Below are 23,393 nucleotides of genomic sequence, written 5' to 3' on the forward strand. Positions count from 1 at the left end.
GCAAATTATTCATTTGAAAAACTTACCAAAAATACGACTAAATTCAGACACGAGATATTGGCTAGTGTGTAACGGTTCGTATAAAAAATGTAGCCAATTTAATAGATAAACCAAATTGTTTATACAAAGCCAAGCTTTTGTTTGGATAACTAAATTACATTTTATGTTAGCAAAAAAAAAGTTTGGCGACCTTATTTGATATACAAACCCTCGAATCAATAACTGCTTGGCTATGATTTTTATACATTGTACATTATCTACGTTATATTACCTTATAGTGCTTAATGCTTCAATTTCAACCCAATAGAAACTTTTTAAGTTCGTTATATTACTCAATATTACTATATTTAACATGTATTTGTATGTTAGAATGTATATGAAGTATAACAATTTGAATTTCCAATTATAAAGGAATTACAATATAGTACTAAACGTAAAATAAATCTTTATGGGAGCTAAAGTCACGACCGCAATAGTTTTATATAAGGCACAAACTAAAAAAAATGGTAAACACCCAGCTAAACTAAGAGTTACTTATAACCGCAAACAAATGTACTATAGTATTGATAATAAAGAGCGTGTTTATGAATTTACTCTTGATGAATTTAATAAGGTAATAGCCCCGAAACCCAGAGGTGTTTTTAAGGACATTAAATTGGAGTTTTCATTAATCGAGGATAAAGCGAAAAAGATCATTACGTCAATGGATTCATTCTCTTTCAGGCAGTTTAAAACAAGATTTGGGATTGCTGGTGGTGACCTAACTAATATACTTTACTACTTTGAAAGGCGTATAACCGAATATGGTGATAATGACCAATGGTGTAGTTGGGCACAATTCACTACAGCAATGAGAACCCTAAAACGATATTTTGGAAGTAATCAGGTTGATTTCAGAGAACTTAGTGCTCATGAACTTGAAAAGTATGAACAATGGATGACTTCGCAGGGTCTTTCAATGTCCTCCATCGGTTCATATATGGCTGCTACTAGAACAATATTCAAGATTGCCCAACGTGAGGGAGCTATATCAAAAGATTTTTATCCTTTTGGCGAAGGTGGTTATAAATTACCTTCTGGTCAAAACATAAAAAGGGCATTGAAAATGAGTGAAATTGAAAAGATTTATAAATACGAATGTGAGGCATTTTCTCCCCGAGAAGAAGCCAAAGATTTATGGCTTTTCAGCTACCTTTTAAATGGAGCGAATATGAACGATATCATTAGATTAAAATACAAAAATATTAATGATGAATTCATCACCTTTATTCGACGAAAGACTAGAAGAAAAAGCAAGTCAACTAAACCAATAAGCGTTGCTCTTACTGATGATTTAAAAAGACTAATCGACAAATGGGGAAATAAAGATCGCTCTTCTGAAAATTATATATTCCGTTTCTTAAATGAAGAAATGACAGAAAAACAAATAAGAAGATGCCTAGACCGACTTATTAAAAGAACAAATGACCAAATGAAGAAAATAGCCAAAGAAGTTGGCATTGAAAAAACTGTGACTACCTATACCGCCAGGCATAGTTTCTCAACTGTTCTAAAACGATCTGGAGTTTCGACAGAGTTTATAGGCGAAAGTTTAGGTCATAATAACCTGAGAACAACAGAACTTTACCTAGACAGTTTTGAGGATGAAACTAAAAAAGAAGTGGCTAAACATTTAACTGCATTTTAGTTAAATAAATACAATATGGTAGACATGCAAGTTTTAGGGGCATTTACTTAACTCTAGTTACAATGAGCCACTAAAGCTGATTAATACTGAGTTTTTAAAGAACGTGAGGTAAAAATACAGAATTTATTCGGAAACAATTCGGAAACATTCTGTAAAAAGATAATTTTGAAACCTATTGCCCTGGTGGCGGAATTGGTAGACGCGTCGGCTTGAGGGGCCGGTGACCGCAAGGTCGTGAAAGTTCGAGTCTTTTCCAGGGCACTTAAAAAACTCCCGATTGATTTAGTTCAGTCGGGAGTTTTTTATTTGTATCAAATCATTTTAATGATGGTGACCGCTATGGTCTTCTTTCTTTTTAGCAGCTCTATCATATTTGCAACAACCAGGTAATGAGTTGTAAGTTTCATCTTTTGCTTTATGCATTTCAGTATCATGACCTGCTTTAGCAATCGCCATATGCACCTTATGCACATCAGTTTTTGAAGCATCAAAAGAAACAGCAATCATCTTGGTTTCTTTATTCCAATCAGCAGTAGTAACTCCATCTACTGACTTTGCTGCTTTTTCAATTCGGTTTTCACACATACCGCAGTTTCCATACACTTTGAACTTTTCAGTTTTAGCTTGTCCAAATACACTTGTTAAGCTCATTAGAGCTATTACCATTGTTAAATAAATCGCTTTTGTTTTCATATCTCTGTGTTTTTTATTGTAAGAATTAATCTCTTGTATATTGGCAGCACCCGTGAAGATTATTGTAGACTTCATCATCTGCTTTTTCCAATTCTGTATCGTAACCAGCTTTGGCTATGGCTTTATGTATTTCGACAAGTTTAACCTTGTCTGAATTAAAGGATACATGAATCATTTTGGTTTCCTGACTCCAATCTGCTTCATTCACACCTTCGAGAGCTTTAGCTGCTGTTTCGATAGTTTCTTCGCACATTCCGCAATTCCCCGAAACTTTAAATGTCTCATGTTGAACGTTTGCTTCTGTTGCTGTTTCCGTAGCTCTGGTGTATTGGCAACATGCAGGAAGGTTGTCATAAGCATCTTTTGTCGCAATCACTTCTTTGGTATCGTAGCCAGATTTAGCGATTGCTTTATGAATATCTGAAAGACTGCTTTTCTCATCATCGAATGATACATGCAATTCTTTTGTTTCAATATTCCAATTAGCCACGTTAACACCAGGTAATGACTTTGCGGTTGACTCAATGGTAGATTTACACATTTCACAATTCCCTGATACTTTAAAAGTCTCATGATTCAGGTTTACATCTGACATATCATGCCCGGCATGTTCATTTCCTCCTTTCATAGAAACATCGCCATGATTGTGTCCTGTAGATACCTGACCGCCACCCGGATTCATCATGCTCGATTTCCCTGCTAATTGAGCAGCTGCATCAATCTTAAACACTCCATTCATGGCAATTTCTTCGCCTTCAGATAAACCTTCACTCACTACATAAAAATTGCCTGCCTCCGGTCCTAATACAATTTCTCGATAGATAAAGGAGCTTGTTTCTCTATCCGGAACTTTCACATAAACCACAGCTCTTTTACCTGTCCATAGAATTGCTGATTTAGGTATTAGTAGTTCATTTGTGTTTTGAGCTGTATTTGATTTTAGAATACCATTGGCAAACATCTCAGGTTTAAGCTGACCATCGGTATTTCGTAGTTCAACACGTACCTGTGCTACTCGTGTTTGAGCATCAATAAAGGGGTCGATAAAAGTTACCTTCCCATTAAATTGTTTCCCCGGAACCGATTGAAGCGTAAACTCAATATCATCACCTTTTTTAATCCAAGGCAAATCGCTTTCGTAAGCATCAAACAGAACCCAAACCTTTGACAGATTAATTACCTCAAACAGTGGAGAACCTTCTTTTACGTAGTCTCCAATTGATACATGTCTTTTGGTAACCGTTCCGCTAATCGGAGATTGAATATCAAAGAATGTCTTTGTTTCTCCACGTGTTTCAATGGCATCAATTTGTTGTTCTGTTAAATCCCAAAGCTTTAGTTTGGCTCTCGAAGCCTTGTAAAAAGATGGATTAGAAGTCCTGTATTTTAATGCTTCCAATAATTCTTTTTGAGCTGTTATCAGTTCAGGAGAATAAATAGTACCAAGCTTTTCGCCTTTCTTAACTTGTTGTCCGGTGTAATTGATAAACAGTTTTTCAATTCGTCCTCCAAAACGTGCTGTTAATTCAGAAATATTACGCTCATCAGCTTTTACCTTACCCAGCAATTGCACATCTTTTTCAGGAATTCCCTTTTTAACAATGGTTGTTTGAACCGAAGCTAAAGCCAATGCCGATTCTGTCATTTGAATCTCATTAGGGTCAACGTGTTCACCCTCAATTGAACCTGTTTCCATAGGAACTAAATCCATTGCGCAGATAGGACATAATCCCGGTTTGTTTTGCTTAATCTGTGGGTGCATAGAGCATGTGTAAACCGTTTCTTCAGCTACGGTTTGTTCTTCATGGTTGTGTGAAGTTTCACTACTTAATGAGTGAAAAAACAACCATCCTAAAAATAAGCCTGCAACCATTGTAATGGCAATCAGCTTAATATCTCGTTTATTTATATTTGTTTTCATACTAATTCTTTTAAATTATTGACCTTGTAAGTATTGAATAAATGCAACGGCAGCTTCTTTATCGGCTGTAGCTTTTTGCATTTCTAAAGCATACTTTAAAAGCTTGCGTTCCATGCGTAGTATCTCTTCAAAATTCAAATTGCTTGTGGCGTATTCCGATTCAAGAATAGAAAGTGATTTCTCTGCCAACTCTTCTTGTTCTTTATATAGAACTGTTCGCCTAAGTGCATCCTGGTAATCTTTCCAAACGCTTTCAAACAATACCGTTATGGAGTTTTCCTTTTCGGTCTTTTCATTTGTTTTAGCTTCTTGTAAATAGATTACTTCTTGCACTTTTGCTTTGTACTTATTTCGATACAAAGGAATAGTAATACCCACCTTCGGGAACATAAAGGCATCTTGCCCTGCATTAGATGCTGTAGAATTTCCTTCGCCAATAAAGGTGTAGTCAAAACCAATATTAAATTGAGGTAATCCCTCTTTGGAAGCTACCTTCTGACGGTATTGTAAATCTTCAATCTGATAGTCGAATGCAGCTAATGTGTTGTTATTAATTAAAACGCTATCCAAAGCTAAACGTTTGTCTAAAAGGGTAATTCCCTTCAACTTATCAACTATTTCGATATTGGAATTCACATCAATATTTAAAAAACTATTGAATTTAACAGACAGCACTCGTGCATTATCTTTTAGTAGAGCCAATTGATTTTCAAGGTCGTTAATTTCCATTTGAACTCGATAGGCATCAACAGCAGAAGCCGAACCTGATTCAACTTTAATATTTGCCAAACCTTTAAATGAGGCTAAAATGTCTATGTTCTCAATAGTTATATCTATTGCCTGATGCATAAAAAACAGGTTGTAATAGGTAGATTTAACATCATAGAACAGCTTAGACTTAGCTTCCTCAAATACTTCGTATTTAGCCTTTGCCATTGCTTCAACTGAATTTTCACGAGATGACAATGTTCCAAACCAAGGAAACATTTGTGAAGCCGATATTTTGGCTTGCTGTGGGCCGACTCTTGTTTCAACAGGTTGAATAAAGTACCCAAAGGCTAATGTTGGGTCGGGTAAAGCTCCAACTTGTGGAACTTTTTCTAAGGCTGCCATATACTCATTAAACTTCACTTTAAGACCAGGATTGTTTTCTGCTGCTGTTTCCAAGTATGTGTTCAATTCGTTTTGTGCAGAAACCCTCACTGTTAAAGCAAGCATGAAGAATGACAGGATATATATTATCTTTTTCATGTGATTATGCTTTTAAATGTTTAGACATCTTCTTTACATTTCTCTCTTGCCACATACTATACAGTACCGGAACTACAAATATGGTTAGCGTAGCGATAAGCATACCGCCAACTGATGGTATAGCCATTGGAACCATAATATCAGAACCTTTACCTGTGGAAGTTAATACCGGAAGTAGAGCAATAATGGTTGTTGCTGTTGTCATCATTGCTGGTCGTACCCTTTTTAAACCAGCTTCTAATACTGTGGCTCTCACTTCTTCAATGGATTTAGGTGTTTTTTTATCGAATAACTGCTTGAGATAGGTACTTATTAAAACACCATCATCGGTTGCAATTCCAAAGAGCGCAATGAATCCAACCCAAACAGCCACACTTAGGTTTATGGTGTGAATTTGGAACATGTCTTGCAGATGTATTCCTCCTAAACTAAAGTTCATAAACCACGATTGGCTGTATAACCAAAGCATGATGAATCCACCTGAGAATGCTACAAATATGCCTGAGAAAATCAAGCTTGCTGCGGTAACAGAACGGAACTGAAAGTAGAGAATTAAGAAAATTACAATTAAGGATATTGGAATCACAATCAACAACCTTTTAGTTGCTCTAATCTGGTTCTCATAGTTCCCTGTAAATTTATAATTCACCCCAGCAGGAACATTAAAAACGCCTTGCTCTGCTTTCTCAGCTAAATAAGCTTGAGCATTTTCAACCACATCAACTTCGGCATATCCTTCTTTTTTATCAAAGATTACATACCCTACTAAAAAGGTGTTTTCACTTTTTATCAATTGTGGGCCTCGTGTATAATTAATGGCTGCTAATTCGCCAAGAGGCACTTGAACACCTGAAGGAGTTGGTATAAGAATACGTTTTAAATCTTCGGGATTATCTCTGTATTCACGAGCATAGCGAACACGAACCGGAAAACGCTCACGACCTTCAACCGTAGATGTAAGGTTCATTCCACCAATAGCACTACTCAAAGTCATTTGCAAATCGGCAATGGTTAAACCATAACGTGAAATAGCACTTCGGTCTATATCCAATTCCAGGTAAGGTTTTCCAACCACCCTGTCTGCAAAAACCGACATAGGTTCAACACCTTCTACATGTTTTAAATGATTTTCCAGTTCATAACCAACCTTTTCAATGGTTTCCAGGTCTGGCCCAAAAACTTTAATTCCCATTGGGGCACGCATACCTGTTTGCAACATCACTAAGCGTGTTTGAATGGGTTGCAATTTAGGTGCAGATGTTAATCCGGGGATGCTTGATTGGTTAACAATCTCAGTCCAAATGTCGTTTGGAGAATTGATATGCTCACGCCATTGTCTGAAATATTCACCTGTATTATCAGGAATTAATAGGTGTTTACTTATCACCTTAAAACCATCGGCAGGATTATAAGTAGAACCATCACTAAGCTCAAAAGCACCATCCTTATTCGTTTTAAATCTTAAACGATGACCGCTTTCATCAAGCATGTATTCAGACTTATAATTAATCACATTCTCGTACATTGAAGTTGGTGCAGGGTCAAGAGCAGAACTAACACGTCCCCATTTACCAATTACATTATCAACCTCAGGAATGGCATTAACCTTTTTGTCCAACATACGGATGACCTCAAGGTTTTCTTCAATACCTGAATGAGGCATTGTTGTTGGCATCAATAAAAACGAACCCTCGTCTAAGGCTGGCATAAACTCCTTGCCAATTCCGGGGAAAGTTTTATTTAGCGTAGTCCATGTGTCACTTTGTTTAATGCCATCAGGCATAAAGGAGAACACTCTGTCAACACCTTGCCACGCTACTATCCCAAAAAGAACTACGGCAAGTGGAATGCTCAGAAATTTGGCTTTGTTAGCCAATGCCCAATTTAATATTTTAGAATACGACTTAACCACCAATAGCATGAATGCTAAAACAAGACCTATTAGCAAACCTGTAAATATCAGGTTCGAAGCATCACTATTTTGTGCGCCTAATGGCATCCATTCCTTTGTAAGCAACCAAACAACAATAATGGCTATTATTCCAATATTTATGTAATTAGGAAACTCTTTTCGAGCTTCTGACCATTTGTAATCCAATAGGTTATTAACCCCAATTCCTACAACTGCAAATGCAATAAACACTTTGCCAAAGAATAAGAAGCTAATACCTAAAAGAACTAATACAATATTTAAGATTTGCTTCGTTTTTTTCCTGTCAATCTTTATTGAAAAGATAATGTGTGCCAAAGCAGGAATTATGGTTAAACCGATAATTAATGCTGATACCATTGCAAAGGTCTTGGTAAAAGCCAGGGGTTTAAATAATTTACCTTCGGCTGCTTGCATAGCGAAAACAGGCAGAAAACTAACTATGGTTGTTGTTAAAGCCGTAATTACTGCCGGAGCAACCTCCACTGTAGAGTCATAAATGGTAGTGAGTAATTTCTTACCCTTATTCTCAATATTCTCGACATGCCGGATTATATTTTCTGTGAAAACAACCCCGACATCAACCATTACTCCAATAGCAATTGCTATACCCGATAAAGCAACAATATTGGCATCGACACCAAACCTACGCATAGCAATAAAAGTCATTAATACACCAATGGGTAATAAACTAGAGATTAGGAATGATGCTCTAAGGTTTAGTACCAATATGATAATAACAATGATACTTATAAGAACTTCAAGCGTTAAGGCTTCTTGTAGTGTTCCAAGCGTTTCTTTTATCAAACCTGTACGGTCGTAAAAGGGTACTATAGTTACTTTTGAAACTGAGCCATCATCAAGAATTTTGGATGGTAATCCCGGTGATATTTCTTCAATTTTGTCCTTTACATTATTGATTACCTCCAAAGGATTTGCACCATATCGGGCAACAACAACTCCTCCTACGGCTTCAGCACCTCCCTTGTCTAATCCACCTCTACGGGTAGCTGGTCCGAAGCTCACATTAGCAATATCCTTTATGCGAATAGGTATATTGTTTTTAACGCTCACAACGCTTTTTTCAATATCATCTAAGCTCTTGATGTAACCTAAAGCTCTGATTAAATATTCTACACGATTAAACTCAATGGTTCTTGCTCCAATATCAAGATTACTCTTTTTTACAGCTTGCATGATTTGACCAACAGAAACGCCATGCGCTTTCATTGCGTTAGGGTCAATGTCAATCTGGTATTCTTTCACAAAGCCACCAATTGAGGCAACTTCTGAAACACCTTTAGCAGCGGTTAGTCCATACTTTATGTAAAAGTCTTGAATGGTTCTTAGCTCGTGGGGGTCCCATCCACCGTTTGGATTACCTTTTTTGTCACGTCCTTCTAAAGTATACCAATAGATTTGACCTAAGGCTGTGGCATCTGGCCCCAAAGATGGTGTTACGCCATTGGGGAGTGTTCCGGCAGGTAATGAATTGAGTTTTTCAAGTATTCGGGTTCTACTCCAATAAAACTCTACATCTTCTTCAAAAATGATGTAAATACTTGAAACTCCAAAAATGGAATTACTTCGGATAGTTTGTACACCTGGAATCCCCAACAAAGCGGTTGTTAAAGGATAAGACACCTGGTCTTCGATGTCCTGTGGTGATTGACCTGCCCATTCCGTATATACTATTTGTTGGTTCTCGCCAATGTCAGGTATAGCATCTACAGGAACAGGGTCAGAAGGGAGAAATCCTGTTTCCCAACTGAATGGTGACGAAATAATACCCCAAGCAATGAATATTACGAGAAGCAGGAATGTCACCAACTTATTCTCTAAAAAGAATTTTATGGTATTGTTCAACATATCTAAAAGGATTTGATAAACATTCAATTAATTCATGCCTACGCTAAAGAGCTTCGGCAGATAAATAAAAGTTTCGGCGAATAAAATGCGCAACAATACAACTCAACTATTAAAGCGAGTTGTAAATCAATTAATTAAATGGCTAACAAAGATATGTTTGTAGTAAAGAAAGGCGTGTTTGAATTGTGGGAGGCGGAGAAGTATCTGTATAAACTTCAAATGATTCACTCTCTATAGGAAACAGCTCAAAATGTAAAGCGAAAAGAATAGGGAACAGTACGTCTAACTCTGCAATTTTTGTATTGTCTATTTGCACAGGACTTACAAAATCATCTTCAACCTCAATATGAACTGTTTTGTTTTCACAACATCCACCTGTGCCATCACAACATGATTTGGCTTCTTTATTTATGGATGTGGAAACGTATTCACCTCCACAATAATGCATAGAGAAAGTCATCCCTGTGGTAGCTACCATTAGGAAAACCGATAAGACGATATGGATTATTCTTCTAAACATTATTATTATCCTATATACAAAGAAACGGAATTATTGATTAAATGTTTATACTATAGAGCATCGTTAACAAGACGTTAACCTCTAAATTAGAAATGCTTGATGTTTTAAATAGGCTTATAACCTAGTGATTCTATGGATTCTTTGACATTTTCAATTATTATATTTTCTCCTTCTAAAGTAACTGATTTTGTATTCAGATTTACCTTTGCACTAGTAATGAAGTCAAGCTTTTCTAAGTTTGTCTCAACATTGGCCTTGCAATGATTGCAGGTCATTCCTTCTACTTTAATTGTTTTAATTTCCATTGTACTATTATTTAAGTTGATTATTGTATTGCTTTTCGATTTCAAATATTTCTGAATATAGCCATTGATAATAAGGGCAATTAGTATAATACCTGACGTAATTTGCCACCAGTTAAGATGCTCTCCATGATTATGTCCAAGGTGTTGTTGTGTTATTTCTGTAAACCATTGTACAGGAAGGGCGTAATCAATGATTAATCCAAAACCTAAAGCCCCTGCGATGATAGTAGCCAGATAAGTAAACAAGCTTTTCCGTCCCAAAACTTTACCAATCATGGTTATTGTTGCAGCATTGGTAGCTGGGCCAGCCATTAATAAAACAAATGCAGCTCCGGGACTAATACCTTTTAAAATAAGTATGGCAGCCAATGGAATAGAACCTGTGGCACAAATATAAAGCGGTATTGAAACCACAAGAATTAATAGCATTTGTACAATGGGAGGCATATTTAATAATTCAAAAAACTCATTCGGAATAAGTGCCGATATTATCGCTGCCAATACCAAACCAATAACCAACCATTTTGATATATCCTGGATAAAATCAACAAATCCGTATCGGAATACATTAATTATCTTTTGAGAGAACGTTTTATGTTCTTCTGATTGTTCCTGAAAAGTTCTTTCTTCGGATTCATTTTTAGTAACAACACTTGTTATTAATCCTCCTGTGATTCCTGTCACCAATGCCGCAAAAACTCTTATAATTGCAAAAGGCAGTCCCATTAATGAGAAGGTTGCCAAAATAGAATCTACACCTGTTTGAGGTGTGGATATTAAAAAAGAAACAGTTCCTCCTTTTGATGCGCCATTTTTATAAAATGCCGTTCCTGTTGGAATAACTCCACATGAACATAGTGGTAAAGGAATACCAAATATGGACGCTAATACTGAAGATTTAAAGGGTTTACCATTAAAATAACGTTCGATTTTCTTTTGAGGTATGAAGGCATATAATAACCCGGCAAAGAAAAATCCTAAAAGAAGATAAGGAGACATTTCGCTCAATATCTTAACAAAATCGTTTAGAAAAGTGATAATATATTGTTGTACTTCCATAGCTCTGATTTTTTTATAATACAAAGTAAGGAAGTATCTACCCGATAGATATTACACGATTTTGGAAAAGAGTTATATCATTTTTGGATTACACTTTGTCAAGTGGTTTTCGCTTATTCTCTTTTAGCTTTTTAAAGTGTGAAGGAGTTAGTCCCGTAATCTTTTTAAACTGATTGGATAAGTGCTGAACACTACTGTAGCCAAGTTGATATGAAATTTCATTTAAGGTAAGTTCATCATAGACCAAAAGCTCTTTTACTTTTTCAATTTTCTGGTTGATGATATATTTTTCAATGGTAATACCTTCTACCGATGAAAACAAATTGCTTAAGTATGAATAGTCGTGTCCTAATTCTTTGGCAAGATATTCAGAAGTATTTATTGATTCAAAGCCAGATTCAGAATAATGGATTTTTTCAATTATGATAGTTTTAATACGGTCAATTAATTTACTTTTTTTGTCATCAATCAATTCAAAACCATTATTGTCAAGGACTTTTCTAACATCTTCAATTTTCTTCTCAGATAACTGTGGGGAAACATTGACTTTACCTAGTTCAATATCCTGTATATCCAAATTCAACTTTGCAAACTCATCCTGAACCACTTTAATGCAGCGGTTACAGACCATGTTTCTTATATGTAGAGTTGTTGAGTTCATTTTGTAAAGGTACAATTAAGACTGATTTATATTTTTATCAATTCCCAAGTTTTAGTATCCTAAATGCTCCTCTAACAACAATCAAGAAAACAATTGAACCAATTATCAAATCAGGATATTTCGACTGAGTTAGCAACACCAATACTCCCGCAAGAATAACACCACCGTTTATTATTATATCGTTTGACGTGAAAATCATACTTGCCTTCATGTGAGCTTCTTTGCTTTTTGATTTCTGTAGAATATATAAACAGGCTGCATTTGCTGTTAATGCAAGGATTGAAACGCCAATCATTATTCGGTAATCAGGCATAGCTTCAGAACCAATAAACCGTCTGGTTACTTCAATAATCCCTAAAAGGGCTAACGATAGTTGAAAATATCCACTTAAACGTGCTACTTTCTTTTTTCGCAAAACTGTTGAACCTACTGCCCAAAGACTTAATCCATACACAAAAGAATCAGCTAACATATCAAGTGAATCAGCAACTAACCCCATTGATTTTGAGATAAGACCTGTTGTCATCTCAATAATGAAAAAGCTAAAGTTTATTATCAATACCGACCAAAGGAGTTTTGACTGAACTTCTGAACTTTCCAGTATAACCTCACTTTCATCAATATTTTCGGTGCCAGATAACTTTGCTCCAAAATTTAATGCTTCCAACCGTTTTAGAATTTCTTCATCCGCTTTGGTATGAAAGACAGTAAGATTGCGGTTTTCAATATCGAATTCGAGTTTTTTAATAACATTTATACCATCCAATTTCATCCGAATCATATTTTCTTCGGAGGGACAGTCCATTTTAGATATGTGATATTCTGATTTTATCATAGCAACCATCTTTTAACATTATTCATGTATTCTTTGTACTCATCACCTAGCGAGTTTAACAAGAATTCTTCTTCCAAGCGAACTTGAACCTGAATCACTAATACTCCTGTAACCAGAATTATTGCTGTTACTGCATTGGGAATAATTAGGAAAAGACCGATAAAAACGATGATTACTCCAAGAAAAATAGGATTTCGAGAGATACCAAACATTCCTTTTGTAATCAGATTGACTTTGTTCTCATTATCTATTCCTATACGCCATTCATTTGCCATGTTACGTTGGGCAATAAATATTATTAAGAATGCAAGGTGAATTAAACCAAAACCTATCCAGACAATTGTGTCTGATACCAGACACTCAATTGAAACTAAATATTGAATTATTGAAGGAAGAAATGCATTTAGTGAAATTGTTACAAATGCAAAAGCTGATATGATTTTATAGGCTTTGCCCACGTAATTTATTGCAGTCTCTTCCTTGGTGAACTTAAAGGGATTTATACCTGTTCGTTTATAGGTAATATAGCTTGGTACTATAAAAAGTGTGATTAAAAAAACACAGTAGAATGAAAATAAATAAGTTGCCATCTTTCTTGTTATATAATTTATAATACAAATCTACGGAAGAAAGGCGTGCAACAGTATTGCAAAAGTATTACTTACAATTGGAACAAACGCCTTTCACAACGAAATTGGCACTCTCAAAAGAAAAGTCCTGGGGTAATTCCAATTTAGGAACAGGCATATCCTTTAAGCAATGCGTATGTCCACATTTATTACACAAAAAATGAACATGGAGGTCGTCAGGTTCACAAGTACAATCTTCATCACATAGGGCATATTTTACGGCTCCTGTACCATCGTCTACACTATGGATTAGTAATTTTTCCTGAAAGGTTTTGAGGGTTCGAAATATAGTAGAACGTTCTACGTTATCGAACTGCTGTTCTATTTCGTGAAGACTTAATGCTTTCTTGTTTTTATCCAATACCTCGTATACCAACTTTCGCATTGCAGTTGGTTTTATATTTCTTTGATATAACTTCTGTTCTATTTCGCCTTTCATTTAAACAAATATACTCAAATGAATAATAAAGCTGGGGTGGGGTGCTAGAAACTAATCATCAAAATCAATCTTACCTATCCTCTTCAACCAACCTTCTAGGAACAAATGATTTTTACCTTTTTTAGCTATTTTATGGTAATAGCGGATTCTTGCTTTTTTAATCTCCCAAAACAAATCTTTAGGCTCGTGAATATTAATAGCCGTCAGGGTATTGAAACCTATAATGCCATCCATCTTTAAGTCTTCATCAAAGAATTGATTAAGCACACGTTGTACACCTCTAGCTCCCCAATGGCCGCTATTGACACACCAATCAAAGATAATCTCTTGCAGAGAACCATGTTTAATTTTATCTATATTATATCGATGGTAAAACTCCGTTTTGTAGAATTCTTTAACCAATTGTGTTAGTTCCGGAACATCTATTTTAAAATTCCTCTTAATACTTCCATAGGTCTCTTTGTAGGCATCAATGTATTCCCAACCTTTCCAATCAGGATGTAGGTTTCGAGCAACTCCCATATAGGTCTCTCCTCCTCTATCTCCAATTACATTGGCATAATATCCTTCGTGCTTGATAGCGCCATCAAAAAGCTCCTCAAATGTTTTTATATGTTTCATGATCGTTTAGATTTCAGTTTTACATCATTTACTCCACTTATTGAGCCCCCAAATAGGAAGTCTATTATCGTGCTTAGTTTTGTAGATATGCCCCCATTGATACTGCTGATAAAGGCAATTTGCCAATCTTGTAACTCAATGGTTTGAAACACGAAATAGTTAAGCATCACGAATGTTAAAGTACACCATGCAACTAGGAAGAAGATTGCAAAGGTCTTTTGTAACCAGTTGTCTTTGACATACATGTTTCGTGCTGAGTTTCGGTCTGAAACAGCCATCTTAAAGAGTTCCATTTTACCCTGGAGCTTTTCCTCTTTGGTGGTGAAAATCTCATCTATCAATTTTGTTCCTTCTTTTAGTGTGCTTGCAACTCCTGCGTTGCTTAGTTTTGAAAATAGTTTTCTCATCGTTCTACAAATTTTAGTATGGTATCTAGCTTTTCGTTAAGCTGTTTAATGGTTTGATGGAATAGCTCCTTACTCACGTATATTTCCTTGGAGCTATCCCTTAAATCGGATATGCGTTTGTGCAATACGGCGAACTTTCCTTCGCATAAATTCAGTTCCTTTGCCAAGTGTTTTATGTCCTTTTCAAGCAGGTCTGTTTTGGCTTCCACCGTTTCTTTGGTCGCATTTTTTGCCAGTGCATTTCGGATGATGTAAGACAAAACACCCACTATTAATGAGCTAAAGGCAGCAATGACTACCCAATAAAATTTAATGGTCATTTCTTCCATGATTAGAATATTTTAATGGTTTCGTTACTGCCGTGTGGAAAACGGTTTTTCTCCATGGTGGCTGATTGATTTTCGATGTGCATAATGGCATCGCAATCATGCTCCCAGTCGCTTCCGCCTTTTGATGTACCATCACGATTGGCTTTAAATACAAGTACAAATGATGTATTGGGGAATTGTCGCTTCAATGCTTTAAAATCATCAGGTTTAATACCTATGGTTTGGGTACTATCAAAGAATACCACATCGTATGCTCTAAATTGCTTCGGGTTATAATCCTCCACGAAATCGATGGGCTGCGTGATATTTAAACGCAATAACTTCTCTTGAAGGGAGGCTTTTACGCCTTCTTCGTTGGAGATATAAAGCACCCTAAGCTTACATTTCACCAATGTATCAGCTAAAAGCATGGCTACGGAACTTTTCCCATTAAAGCGCTTACCATAAATCATCAGATAAAATGGACTGTAAGGTTGCCCGAGCAGTTTACCAAACTTACCGTCAATGCGTAAAGTAGAAAACTTCATTTGAGCCAATTCACTTGCTGATACCACTTGGTCTGGTGAAACGGAGATAGACTTATGTTGATTAGTTGCCCTTACTCTTGTACCACTACTTTTGGGCGATGGAGTAGTGGTGTTTACTTTCCCAATCCAGCTATTCCTTTTAGGCCATTGAGCTGAACACTTGTAACCAAAAGTTTATCACTCTCCAGGTAATCGTTTAAATGCTTTTGTACCTTCTTAATTTGATCGTACTCCTTTTCAGATTGCTTTACCTTTCCATTCTTCAGAGAATTGGTAATGGTAGTGAGTAGTCTTTGTGCTTTTTCCTTTGTGATGTTGCCATACAGGTTGATAAAACGTTTTATGAGTGCAACAGCTGGAGTAACACCATAATTGTCAACTATTCCCTTAAGTTTACTATATATTGAAGACGGAACTTCAAACTTACATGTGGTATTCATTTCCTTATAGGTCTTAATCAAATCATTGCTGATACTTTTAATCTCTGAGGCGTACTTACTTGTTTTTCGGATGGTTTTCTCTGTAGCTGCCTTTTGAATAACTTTATATAAAAGTGACACCTGACGTTCGGTAACGCTCTTGTTATGAAAATTCAGGTAGCGCCTGATTATCTTTATCTCCATGGGCATTAAATCCACTTCAATGGCTTTCCGTTGGGCTTGTTTAGGTGCTTTTGCCTTCTTAGTTTCAGTTCTTTTTGCAGCTGGTTTCTTAGCTGGTTTTTGAGTCTTAGTGTTAGACTTTTTAGCAGCTGTTTTTGTTGATGTTGTTGTTTTCTTTGCTGCATCCTTTAGATAGGGTTCTACAATCTTAAAGTGATTATCCAACATCTCTTTGATATCCTTATCCTCATTGTAGAAATCGGCAAATGAATCAAACTCCTTATGGGCTTCCTGAGCAACCTCTGGTAATTTCTTAAAATCAATTCCTTTAGTGGCTTCTTTGTAGTTCTTTATTGTAAGTTTCATATCTATCTGTATTACGTTTTAGTAGACTATTAATTATTCGCTTCATTTGGTAAGGGCTTGTTTTTGCTTTATGCGGATGGCTTTGGCTCTTATCTTAGCAAGAGCTAGTTTTCGATTTGTTCCCACAATTACACCTTTGTTTACACTGCCTTTCTCAGTCAAATCGATGTATTCATCTGCTCTTTGTTTGGTGAATGGCGTAAAGGACTTGAGCTTAAATTGTACCTTTGCTGCTTCTATCAAATTGTCGAAACACTTATTGATGTAGGAACGCTCTTTTCCCTGGGGGTAAACTGGATGAGCAAACATTCCTCCAGATACCAAGTAATTATTCTCCCGATTCTTTTCCTTCAGCTTATCGTAGATGTAGCATTCAAAGCTTCTGGCAAACAGTTCAGCCATATTCTTCCAATATGAACCTTGTTGTTTGGAATAGTGATACAAGTAGCTATCGGTTGATTTTTTCTCTTGGCTGTGTGCATCTGTAAAACTTATCAATGATTTGTCTTCATGATTGTAGCCAAAACGCAACATACTCACCAACGCTGCCATGCTTTTATGGAATGATGTCTGTGTGACTCCAGTTTCTATTATATATGCCAGAGTGCTTATGAAATAAGCCTTACGAAATGATTTCTTTGAATTGTTTAGATACGTTCTATTCCGACCAAATTTCTCCAGTATTAAATCGTAGGTAGTCTCCGACAATAGTGATAACCTACTCAAGCCAAATTCATTTAGATAGTGATCGAAAAAGTGTCCCCATTCGTGCGCCACAGAACCATCTCCATTGCGTTTGGTGAGGTTAATCAATTGCCGAGTTGGATAATAGGTTGCCATGGCTTTACCTCCTCGTCCAAATGCTCCAAAACCAATGGCCAGCTTTTGGTTTATACTCAAATCAATATCCAATATCTCGCATAAATCAACGATGGATGCTACAAAATGTCGTATGTGCTCCTGGGCTTCATTGTCCTTTACGTAGTTTCCAAGGGTAATCGATTTAAAATGTAGCTTATTTATAACTATCTGTTCATCTGCATTCTCTATGAATAAACCACCTGTGCGTTTAATATAGCTAAGCGGTATGGCTGCTATTTTGGGCTTTGTATTGCCTTCTGATTTTCTTTTTTGATTGGTATCTGACCATGACCAATCGGGTTTGAATTCTTTGTATGGAAAAAGCTCCTTTTTGGTATCAAATTCCCTTTTGTAATCATTGATAAAGCGAGTACAAACCGACTCCACATACTTCACGTATTCTGGAATGCTATTCATACTTGAAAGCATACCACCTCTAAAAGTTAGATCACTATATTTATGACTTTTTAAATCTGCCGATGAGATAATCTGTTTTGCTGAATCAATGCACTTTTGTTGTTTTTCAATGAGCTTATCGTAATAAGATTTTAGGTTCTGATAAAGAGGTGCAGCCGTTTCTTTGCTCACACCTGAATACTGACGAGCCTCAGTAAGTGTTTTCTTTGCCACACCAACACCACTCGAATAGCCATAAATTACACTCACGATATTCCTTAACTTTTTACCAAAAAGCATTGTAAAATCAGTTCTCGGAACAATTTGTTCGTCTGTTGCTATGGTATATAGCTTCTTCAAATCATCAATAACAATAGCTTCGCTTAGTACCTCATGGATTGCTTCTGCCATTTTAACGTACTGTGCCCTCGATTCTTTTGTATTCAGATAAGGCTTTGCTGGATATGCCTGGCGAATCTTCGATTTCAAAAATGCACAACCCGAGTCCGTTCCATTTTCCTTTTCTATTTGAGCATCAATCTTAGGAAAAACCTTATCCTTTTTGATTAATTCAATGGCTGTTGCTTCATCCTGTTCTATATTATTTAAATCCTTACTGCCAATGAGTTTGCTGTACATGGCTTGCTCTTTACGAGAGCCATGCACACGCTTTCCAGCATCTTTAAAAACACGGTTCTTTTGCTTGTCCTGCAAGGCTTTTTCCACATCATCATCAATACCCTTGAGTTCAGGGAAAAGGTCTGTACGTAAGCTTATTTTTGTAGTTCGACTCATAGTAGTGTCTTAATTTTAGGATGCATACCTAGTCCGGCTACATTGCTCATTTGCTTCTGCATTATCAAAATGGCTTTGGCTCGAAGCTTCACAAGCTTCAATTGCTTTCCTGTATCAAGCTTTACCTTTTTGCCTTTAGTTGCTGATTGTTTTTGTTTGGCCAGCTTTTGAGGGAAGGCCTTTTTATCCGTTTCAAACATTTGCATGGCCTCTTTGGTAAGGCTATCGATACTATCGCTTCGTTTTGAGCCACTTTTCAGAAACTCTTCAAAATAATAGCGAGGTACTTTTACAGATAGGCTGAATCGTTCTCCCAATAACTTGATCAGTTTGGGCATCTTTTCTGTGCTCACTGATGCCTTCATATTACCTGAAATCATCTCAAAACCATCTCGTGTGTTCTGTAATAGCTTCAGCACTTCCTTATCTGTATAAATAGGGATGTGACTCTTGGTTTTGGGCATGATGATTTTGAAGGTATCATCGAAATGGCGAGTAATCGTGATCTTATTTTCTGTGGTGATACTGGCGCTATTTCTAAGGCTTAGAATGTGCTTTTGAAGCTTGGCTATGGGTGCAACTACATAACTATTGGCTTTGTTATCTGCATTCTCTGGAGACCATGCTTCTGACATTAAAATGCCTTTTTGAACGCCTTTGCCTTTGGTGGTAAAGCTCACGAGCTTACCCGAAAAGTCCGCTGAGCCTTGCAGTATATTTCCTGTAACGATGTATCTGGTTTGTCGGTCCAGAGTAAAGTCTTTTATCGCTTCATCCCATCTATCAATTAGATTTTCCTTTTGGGAAGTCGATAACTGAAAACTGCGTGCCTGGATTCGTTCAATTTCTTTGGCCGTATCTCCTGAACAGGCCAATACAATGTATTTACGACTATCAGCTATGGCAAAGCGAAGCTTTACAGCTGATGGTGCATAGGGATTGTTGCGTTTAGCATTGATATCGAAACCCAAGAATATACAATAGGAATTATCGCTACTATCACTCTCAAAACTAAGCGCTGGATAAAAATATCCATGCCCGACTTGAAAGAAGCGGAAGAATCCATTTAAATATGATTTTCGGTTCTCGCTTTGCGTTTGAATTCGGGTAGTCTCTAGACTTTTGGCTTGTATAATTTCATCTTCTCTGTCGGTGATATATTGCATGCGTTGATGCTTCTCAAAGACAGGTATTTTCTGATATCCTTTTTCTTCGGAAATGCCATCCAATAGTTCTTTATACTTAAGTTCTAAAGCATTGATATCCGTTTTTAGCTTATGCTCTACATACTTGTCATGTACCTTAATTATTCCATCTGTAATCGAGTCTGGGTGCTGATTAGCAAGTTGCTTCTTAATCAGTTTATCAAGTTCTGTTTTGGTGTATGGTTTCTTCAATACATTACACTCACATTTTTCTAAAAAGGTATCATTACCGAAAACAGAACGCCCTCCTTTACCAGCAATCACAACGTTTTTTTCTTTGGATGCTGCCTTTAGGTTCAGCACTTCGACTTCTAAATCGTATTCATCCGATTGTTTGAGGTAGTCGATATAATCGTTATAGCGCTCTATCACTTCGCCATAGAACTTCTCTTGTTCCTTAACCGAGAGCACAGCCACACGTCCTGTAACCTTTGAGGCATCTCCTTCGGAGGGTGTTTCATCACTTTCTTTGCCTTCAAATTTGAGTGGATTATCCAAGGCTTTGTTGAGCTCCGGATTCTCCATCATATACTGGCGTACCACCTTATCTCCATATTTATTCAGGAAGTCATCCGATTCTAATTGTGATTTACTGCTCTTTTGGTTCGATGTAGTATTGGCATCCAATGATTTCAGCTTCTTTTTGAGCATCATCATAAAACGCTTTTGAGCTGGGATGGACGAAATAATATAATCGTAGATGGGCTTTAATATTTGCCCAGTTCGGTTGATACGTCCTCGCTTTTGAATCTCTGTATTGATGTTGAGTTCTGGTTGTAGAATCACCATCACACGTTGCTTAACCTTATCTGCAGGCACTTTATCGGTAACAATAGCATGTGCCGAAGCTCCTGTTGAACCACTTTGATTGATCAATAGACAATCAATCTCATTATCGTTGTATTGTCGAAATAAATCGGCTGTATTCTCCTTTTTTCGTTTGAGTACTAGTGCTGTCGTATTCTTGGCTTTAGTGGAATTGTATTGAACCGATAACTTACGTCCTGTGACTTCGCCAACTGTAAATCCAGCCTCCTTAATCTTCTGTATAATTAAATCCAAAGGACTGATAGTAATCCCTGTGGAAGCCAGCTCAATGCGTTTGATGATATCGCGATAAGCTAATTGAGCTTCTGCTGACAAATCAGATACATTAAAGGTTTTACCTTCTGTTTCACCATCAATATCTTTTTCGGTGTAACGCAATACTGAATCCAATCCTTTCTCTAGTACAGTCGAAAAATCGCCATTAATCACATCATCAGGCTTGGCCATGGCTTCCAAGAAGCTTCCCATGGTGGAGGCAAATGCAATGATGGGTTTCTTACCTTCCTTTAATCGTTTAATGGCGTGATCGGCCACATCAGAAGCATTCAAACTAAACAGCAATTGGTTGATTACATTGAATACTTTAGAGAAGTACGGGATATTATCCACACCTGCTTTACTGGTTCCCTTTCGGGTTTCCACTTCTTTTCCCTCGGCTGCAGCAATTTGATCCAATTCATTAACTTGCTTGTTGATGTACTTCTCCTGAAATCCTATTATATCACGAATGATAGAAGTAACCTTATCGGCAATATCAGCCTGTTCTTTGGCTTTTTCCTTCAGTTCGATGTAGTTTACTTCTACACCTTCAAAAGAGCGTTCACGCCTGATCATTTGTCCTTCAGACACCAATTGGGCTGCTAGTACTTCTTGTAGTGCTACACCGCCTTTTGTGATTGCTTCCACCAAATCCTCTTTGCTCATATTGGCATCACTCATGGATGTTTTTTGAGCATAGATGGGCATGTTATCTGGTCGTTTGGCAAAGGTAGCAGACAGGAAGCAAACGCCTTTGGTTTGGCGCAATACATCTTGCATAAACTCGCCAGTATTGGAGCTGCCCGAAGCATTGTGGGCTTCATCCATTATGATGATGTTATTCTTGGCTGCTGCGTATAAAAACTGTTGTTTGGCGGGTTTCTTGGGTTGATTGAATTGAGAATAAGTCGCACAAACAAAATTGTAGTTTTTCGGGATGCTTTTATCCTTTATGATGCGCTCCTGCATTGGTTTTTCAGGTGCTTTATAAATGATATCGCCATTCTTATTCTTGATATTGGTTTTGCTCTCTTTGGCATTCACTATAAATGGTACTAATGTGGAACTTCCAATGTCTGATAAATCACGATACAAATCGGTAAACAGATTGGGTTTTTCCGATAGGAATATGGGTTGTAATCCGGCTTTCACGCCATAGCGAATAAGAGCTGCTGCCGTTCTTCCTTTTCCGATTCCTGTTTGGTCACCTACGATAATACCTTGCTTGCGACTTTCGATATTGTAGATGGCTAAGGATACCGCATCGATCTGTTCACACGAAAGAGATTTAACCAAATTCTCATTCTCGTAATCCAGCTTCTCAGCCACAAAATCGAAGAGTGGCATCCCTATGCTTTTTTTGATTTTGCGGATGGCGATATGCATTTCGTGCCCCATGGAATCAGGAACGGTAGTATCCAGGATAAATCCTTTCTCCGCTGCAGGAATATAAGCCATACCCAAACCTTGAACACCCAACATGCCTTGCAAGTACTCATGTTCGTTTTGAGCGAGCTTTTGAGTACGAATAAAGGTCTTGTTGTTGGTCGTTTTAAAACCTAATTCAATAAGCCTTGTCGATATATGTTGAGGAGGAACACTTCCAAACCTAATGGCAATGTTGCTTTTGCATATTTTAATATCTGATTTCATACTATACTGCTATTGAATGAATATTTTTGGCTGTCCATTGGTCTGCCATTGCATTGGCAATTCCTGGAAAAGTTTTGCTTCTTACCCTACGTCTCTCATCGGGTGATAATTCTCTTGCCTTGTAATACCAAAGTGGCTGTCTACGCCAACTTTTTTTCTTTTTATCATACCAATACTTGTACTCTAGTTTGTTCTCATCAATAATCTTTGTAGGAACTAATAGAGGTAGATTTTTGAGCCAAAGACAGGTTGTTTTCTTAGCATTATCTCCAAAATGATAGGGTTGTATAATTTGGTCTGGTTTGCGTATTGCTGTACTGATAACGCCAACTGGGTTCTCAATAGCTATTTTATCTATCGGAGCTTTCATCAGTTTGCGGATAAAAGTCAATGCCTTTTTACGTTCCTTTTGTCGCAGAGGGTCGTGCATCCATGCATTACCAGAAACTGTAAGGTAGGTACACGGTGGAAAGGCTATCATTATATCCCAACCTTTATTAAGTTGATTCAATACGTCATCTTGAATGTGCCATTCAGGATGATTTCCTGTTGTTGGAACAATGTCACAGCTATACGCTTTGTGTCCTTGTTTACGAAGAGCGATTGTGACAACCTGGCTTTCTTCACAAGCTACCAAAATGCGTAGCTGTTTATCCGAAGGAGTACCACCTAAGAATAACTGCTTTTGCCTAATGACAATGGCTTTTGATTTAAGTTTTAATAAGTATTGACTACCGTTTTTCATA

At 37.0% G+C, this 23,393-nt stretch carries 19 protein-coding genes and 1 tRNA gene; 2 read left to right on the forward strand and 18 right to left on the reverse strand.

The window, feature by feature from the left end:
- The first annotated feature begins 448 nt into the window (after positions 1–448).
- Positions 449–1,687 carry a tyrosine-type recombinase/integrase gene (locus tag QMO11_RS19095; RefSeq protein ID WP_282039276.1) on the forward strand — a complete coding sequence of 413 codons (1,239 nt, stop codon included), beginning with the start codon at positions 449–451 and terminating at the stop codon, positions 1,685–1,687.
- Positions 1,688–1,864: 177 nt separating this feature from the next.
- Positions 1,865–1,948 (forward strand) — tRNA-Leu (locus QMO11_RS19100).
- A 60-nt stretch (positions 1,949–2,008) separates the two neighbouring features.
- Here the strand turns inward: QMO11_RS19100 and QMO11_RS19105 are convergent.
- From QMO11_RS19105 to QMO11_RS19190, 18 genes are all read right to left on the reverse strand, one after another.
- Positions 2,009–2,380, reverse strand: coding sequence for a heavy-metal-associated domain-containing protein (locus tag QMO11_RS19105; RefSeq protein WP_282039278.1), 372 nt, complete (start codon positions 2,378–2,380; stop codon positions 2,009–2,011).
- 25 nt (positions 2,381–2,405) lie between these two features.
- Positions 2,406–4,301 (reverse strand): efflux RND transporter periplasmic adaptor subunit, encoded by a 1,896-nt coding sequence (locus QMO11_RS19110; protein ID WP_282039280.1) that lies wholly within the window; start codon positions 4,299–4,301, stop codon positions 2,406–2,408.
- A gap of 15 nt (positions 4,302–4,316) precedes the next feature.
- The gene (locus QMO11_RS19115) at positions 4,317–5,552 is read right to left on the reverse strand and encodes a TolC family protein (protein WP_282039282.1); all 1,236 of its coding nucleotides are present in this window, start codon (positions 5,550–5,552) and stop codon (positions 4,317–4,319) included.
- Positions 5,553–5,556: 4 nt separating this feature from the next.
- Positions 5,557–9,351, reverse strand: a complete 3,795-nt coding sequence (locus tag QMO11_RS19120) for an efflux RND transporter permease subunit (RefSeq protein ID WP_282039284.1) — start codon at positions 9,349–9,351, stop codon at positions 5,557–5,559.
- A gap of 142 nt (positions 9,352–9,493) precedes the next feature.
- Positions 9,494–9,871 carry an HYC_CC_PP family protein gene (locus QMO11_RS19125; RefSeq protein ID WP_282039285.1) on the reverse strand — a complete coding sequence of 126 codons (378 nt, stop codon included), beginning with the start codon at positions 9,869–9,871 and terminating at the stop codon, positions 9,494–9,496.
- Between the two features lie 104 nt (positions 9,872–9,975).
- A complete protein-coding gene (locus QMO11_RS19130; RefSeq protein WP_282039286.1) occupies positions 9,976–11,235 on the reverse strand; it encodes a permease in 1,260 nt (419 codons plus the stop codon).
- An 88-nt stretch (positions 11,236–11,323) separates the two neighbouring features.
- Positions 11,324–11,866 carry a helix-turn-helix domain-containing protein gene (locus QMO11_RS19135; RefSeq protein WP_282039288.1) on the reverse strand — a complete coding sequence of 181 codons (543 nt, stop codon included), beginning with the start codon at positions 11,864–11,866 and terminating at the stop codon, positions 11,324–11,326.
- Between the two features lie 67 nt (positions 11,867–11,933).
- A complete protein-coding gene (locus QMO11_RS19140; protein ID WP_282039290.1) occupies positions 11,934–12,731 on the reverse strand; it encodes a cation efflux transmembrane domain-containing protein in 798 nt (265 codons plus the stop codon).
- Positions 12,728–13,321 (reverse strand): methyltransferase family protein, encoded by a 594-nt coding sequence (locus QMO11_RS19145; RefSeq protein WP_282039293.1) that lies wholly within the window; start codon positions 13,319–13,321, stop codon positions 12,728–12,730. The genes QMO11_RS19140 and QMO11_RS19145 overlap by 4 nt, the downstream gene beginning before the upstream one ends.
- A 67-nt stretch (positions 13,322–13,388) precedes the next feature.
- A complete protein-coding gene (locus tag QMO11_RS19150; RefSeq protein ID WP_282039294.1) occupies positions 13,389–13,799 on the reverse strand; it encodes a Fur family transcriptional regulator in 411 nt (136 codons plus the stop codon).
- Positions 13,800–13,850: 51 nt separating this feature from the next.
- Positions 13,851–14,420 carry a glycoside hydrolase family 108 protein gene (locus QMO11_RS19155; protein ID WP_282039297.1) on the reverse strand — a complete coding sequence of 190 codons (570 nt, stop codon included), beginning with the start codon at positions 14,418–14,420 and terminating at the stop codon, positions 13,851–13,853.
- Positions 14,417–14,827, reverse strand: coding sequence for a hypothetical protein (locus QMO11_RS19160; protein ID WP_282039299.1), 411 nt, complete (start codon positions 14,825–14,827; stop codon positions 14,417–14,419). Before QMO11_RS19160 ends, QMO11_RS19155 begins: the two co-directional genes overlap by 4 nt.
- Positions 14,824–15,156, reverse strand: coding sequence for a hypothetical protein (locus QMO11_RS19165; RefSeq protein ID WP_068475754.1), 333 nt, complete (start codon positions 15,154–15,156; stop codon positions 14,824–14,826). Before QMO11_RS19165 ends, QMO11_RS19160 begins: the two co-directional genes overlap by 4 nt.
- Positions 15,157–15,158: 2 nt before the next feature.
- Positions 15,159–15,683: a P-loop NTPase family protein gene (locus QMO11_RS19170; protein ID WP_282039301.1), complete on the reverse strand. Its 525-nt coding sequence runs from the start codon at positions 15,681–15,683 to the stop codon at positions 15,159–15,161.
- Between the two features lie 113 nt (positions 15,684–15,796).
- Positions 15,797–16,651 (reverse strand): hypothetical protein, encoded by an 855-nt coding sequence (locus QMO11_RS19175; protein ID WP_282039303.1) that lies wholly within the window; start codon positions 16,649–16,651, stop codon positions 15,797–15,799.
- Positions 16,652–16,693: 42 nt separating this feature from the next.
- On the reverse strand, positions 16,694–18,703 hold the full coding sequence (locus tag QMO11_RS19180; protein ID WP_282039305.1) for an LPD1 domain-containing protein: 2,010 nt from the start codon (positions 18,701–18,703) through the stop codon (positions 16,694–16,696).
- A complete protein-coding gene (locus QMO11_RS19185) occupies positions 18,700–22,647 on the reverse strand; it encodes a strawberry notch-like NTP hydrolase domain-containing protein (protein WP_282039306.1) in 3,948 nt (1,315 codons plus the stop codon). Before QMO11_RS19185 ends, QMO11_RS19180 begins: the two co-directional genes overlap by 4 nt.
- A gap of 1 nt (position 22,648) precedes the next feature.
- Positions 22,649–23,392, reverse strand: a complete 744-nt coding sequence (locus tag QMO11_RS19190; protein WP_282039309.1) for a hypothetical protein — start codon at positions 23,390–23,392, stop codon at positions 22,649–22,651.
- Position 23,393 lies beyond the last annotated feature (1 nt).

Origin of the sequence: Saccharicrinis aurantiacus (assembly GCF_947489045.1) — a bacterium.
Taxonomy (GTDB): domain Bacteria; phylum Bacteroidota; class Bacteroidia; order Bacteroidales; family Marinilabiliaceae; genus Saccharicrinis; species Saccharicrinis aurantiacus.

What these genes read in the sequence shown, in the direction of transcription:
- QMO11_RS19155 (WP_282039297.1), bottom strand. Translation starts at nt 14,420, where the DNA reads ATGAAACATATAAAAACATTTGAGGAGCTTTTTGATGGCGCTATCAAG.
- QMO11_RS19145 (WP_282039293.1), bottom strand. Translation starts at nt 13,321, where the DNA reads ATGGCAACTTATTTATTTTCATTCTACTGTGTTTTTTTAATCACACTT.
- QMO11_RS19120 (WP_282039284.1), bottom strand. Translation starts at nt 9,351, where the DNA reads ATGTTGAACAATACCATAAAATTCTTTTTAGAGAATAAGTTGGTGACA.
- QMO11_RS19135 (WP_282039288.1), bottom strand. Translation starts at nt 11,866, where the DNA reads ATGGTCTGTAACCGCTGCATTAAAGTGGTTCAGGATGAGTTTGCAAAG.
- QMO11_RS19160 (WP_282039299.1), bottom strand. Translation starts at nt 14,827, where the DNA reads ATGAGAAAACTATTTTCAAAACTAAGCAACGCAGGAGTTGCAAGCACA.
- QMO11_RS19130 (WP_282039286.1), bottom strand. Translation starts at nt 11,235, where the DNA reads ATGGAAGTACAACAATATATTATCACTTTTCTAAACGATTTTGTTAAG.
- QMO11_RS19165 (WP_068475754.1), bottom strand. Translation starts at nt 15,156, where the DNA reads ATGGAAGAAATGACCATTAAATTTTATTGGGTAGTCATTGCTGCCTTT.
- QMO11_RS19140 (WP_282039290.1), bottom strand. Translation starts at nt 12,731, where the DNA reads ATGATAAAATCAGAATATCACATATCTAAAATGGACTGTCCCTCCGAA.
- QMO11_RS19115 (WP_282039282.1), bottom strand. Translation starts at nt 5,552, where the DNA reads ATGAAAAAGATAATATATATCCTGTCATTCTTCATGCTTGCTTTAACA.
- QMO11_RS19175 (WP_282039303.1), bottom strand. Translation starts at nt 16,651, where the DNA reads ATGAAACTTACAATAAAGAACTACAAAGAAGCCACTAAAGGAATTGAT.
- QMO11_RS19150 (WP_282039294.1), bottom strand. Translation starts at nt 13,799, where the DNA reads ATGAAAGGCGAAATAGAACAGAAGTTATATCAAAGAAATATAAAACCA.
- QMO11_RS19110 (WP_282039280.1), bottom strand. Translation starts at nt 4,301, where the DNA reads ATGAAAACAAATATAAATAAACGAGATATTAAGCTGATTGCCATTACA.
- QMO11_RS19095 (WP_282039276.1), top strand. Translation starts at nt 449, where the DNA reads ATGGGAGCTAAAGTCACGACCGCAATAGTTTTATATAAGGCACAAACT.
- QMO11_RS19180 (WP_282039305.1), bottom strand. Translation starts at nt 18,703, where the DNA reads ATGAGTCGAACTACAAAAATAAGCTTACGTACAGACCTTTTCCCTGAA.
- QMO11_RS19190 (WP_282039309.1), bottom strand. Translation starts at nt 23,392, where the DNA reads ATGAAAAACGGTAGTCAATACTTATTAAAACTTAAATCAAAAGCCATT.
- QMO11_RS19170 (WP_282039301.1), bottom strand. Translation starts at nt 15,683, where the DNA reads ATGAAGTTTTCTACTTTACGCATTGACGGTAAGTTTGGTAAACTGCTC.
- QMO11_RS19125 (WP_282039285.1), bottom strand. Translation starts at nt 9,871, where the DNA reads ATGTTTAGAAGAATAATCCATATCGTCTTATCGGTTTTCCTAATGGTA.
- QMO11_RS19185 (WP_282039306.1), bottom strand. Translation starts at nt 22,647, where the DNA reads ATGAAATCAGATATTAAAATATGCAAAAGCAACATTGCCATTAGGTTT.
- QMO11_RS19105 (WP_282039278.1), bottom strand. Translation starts at nt 2,380, where the DNA reads ATGAAAACAAAAGCGATTTATTTAACAATGGTAATAGCTCTAATGAGC.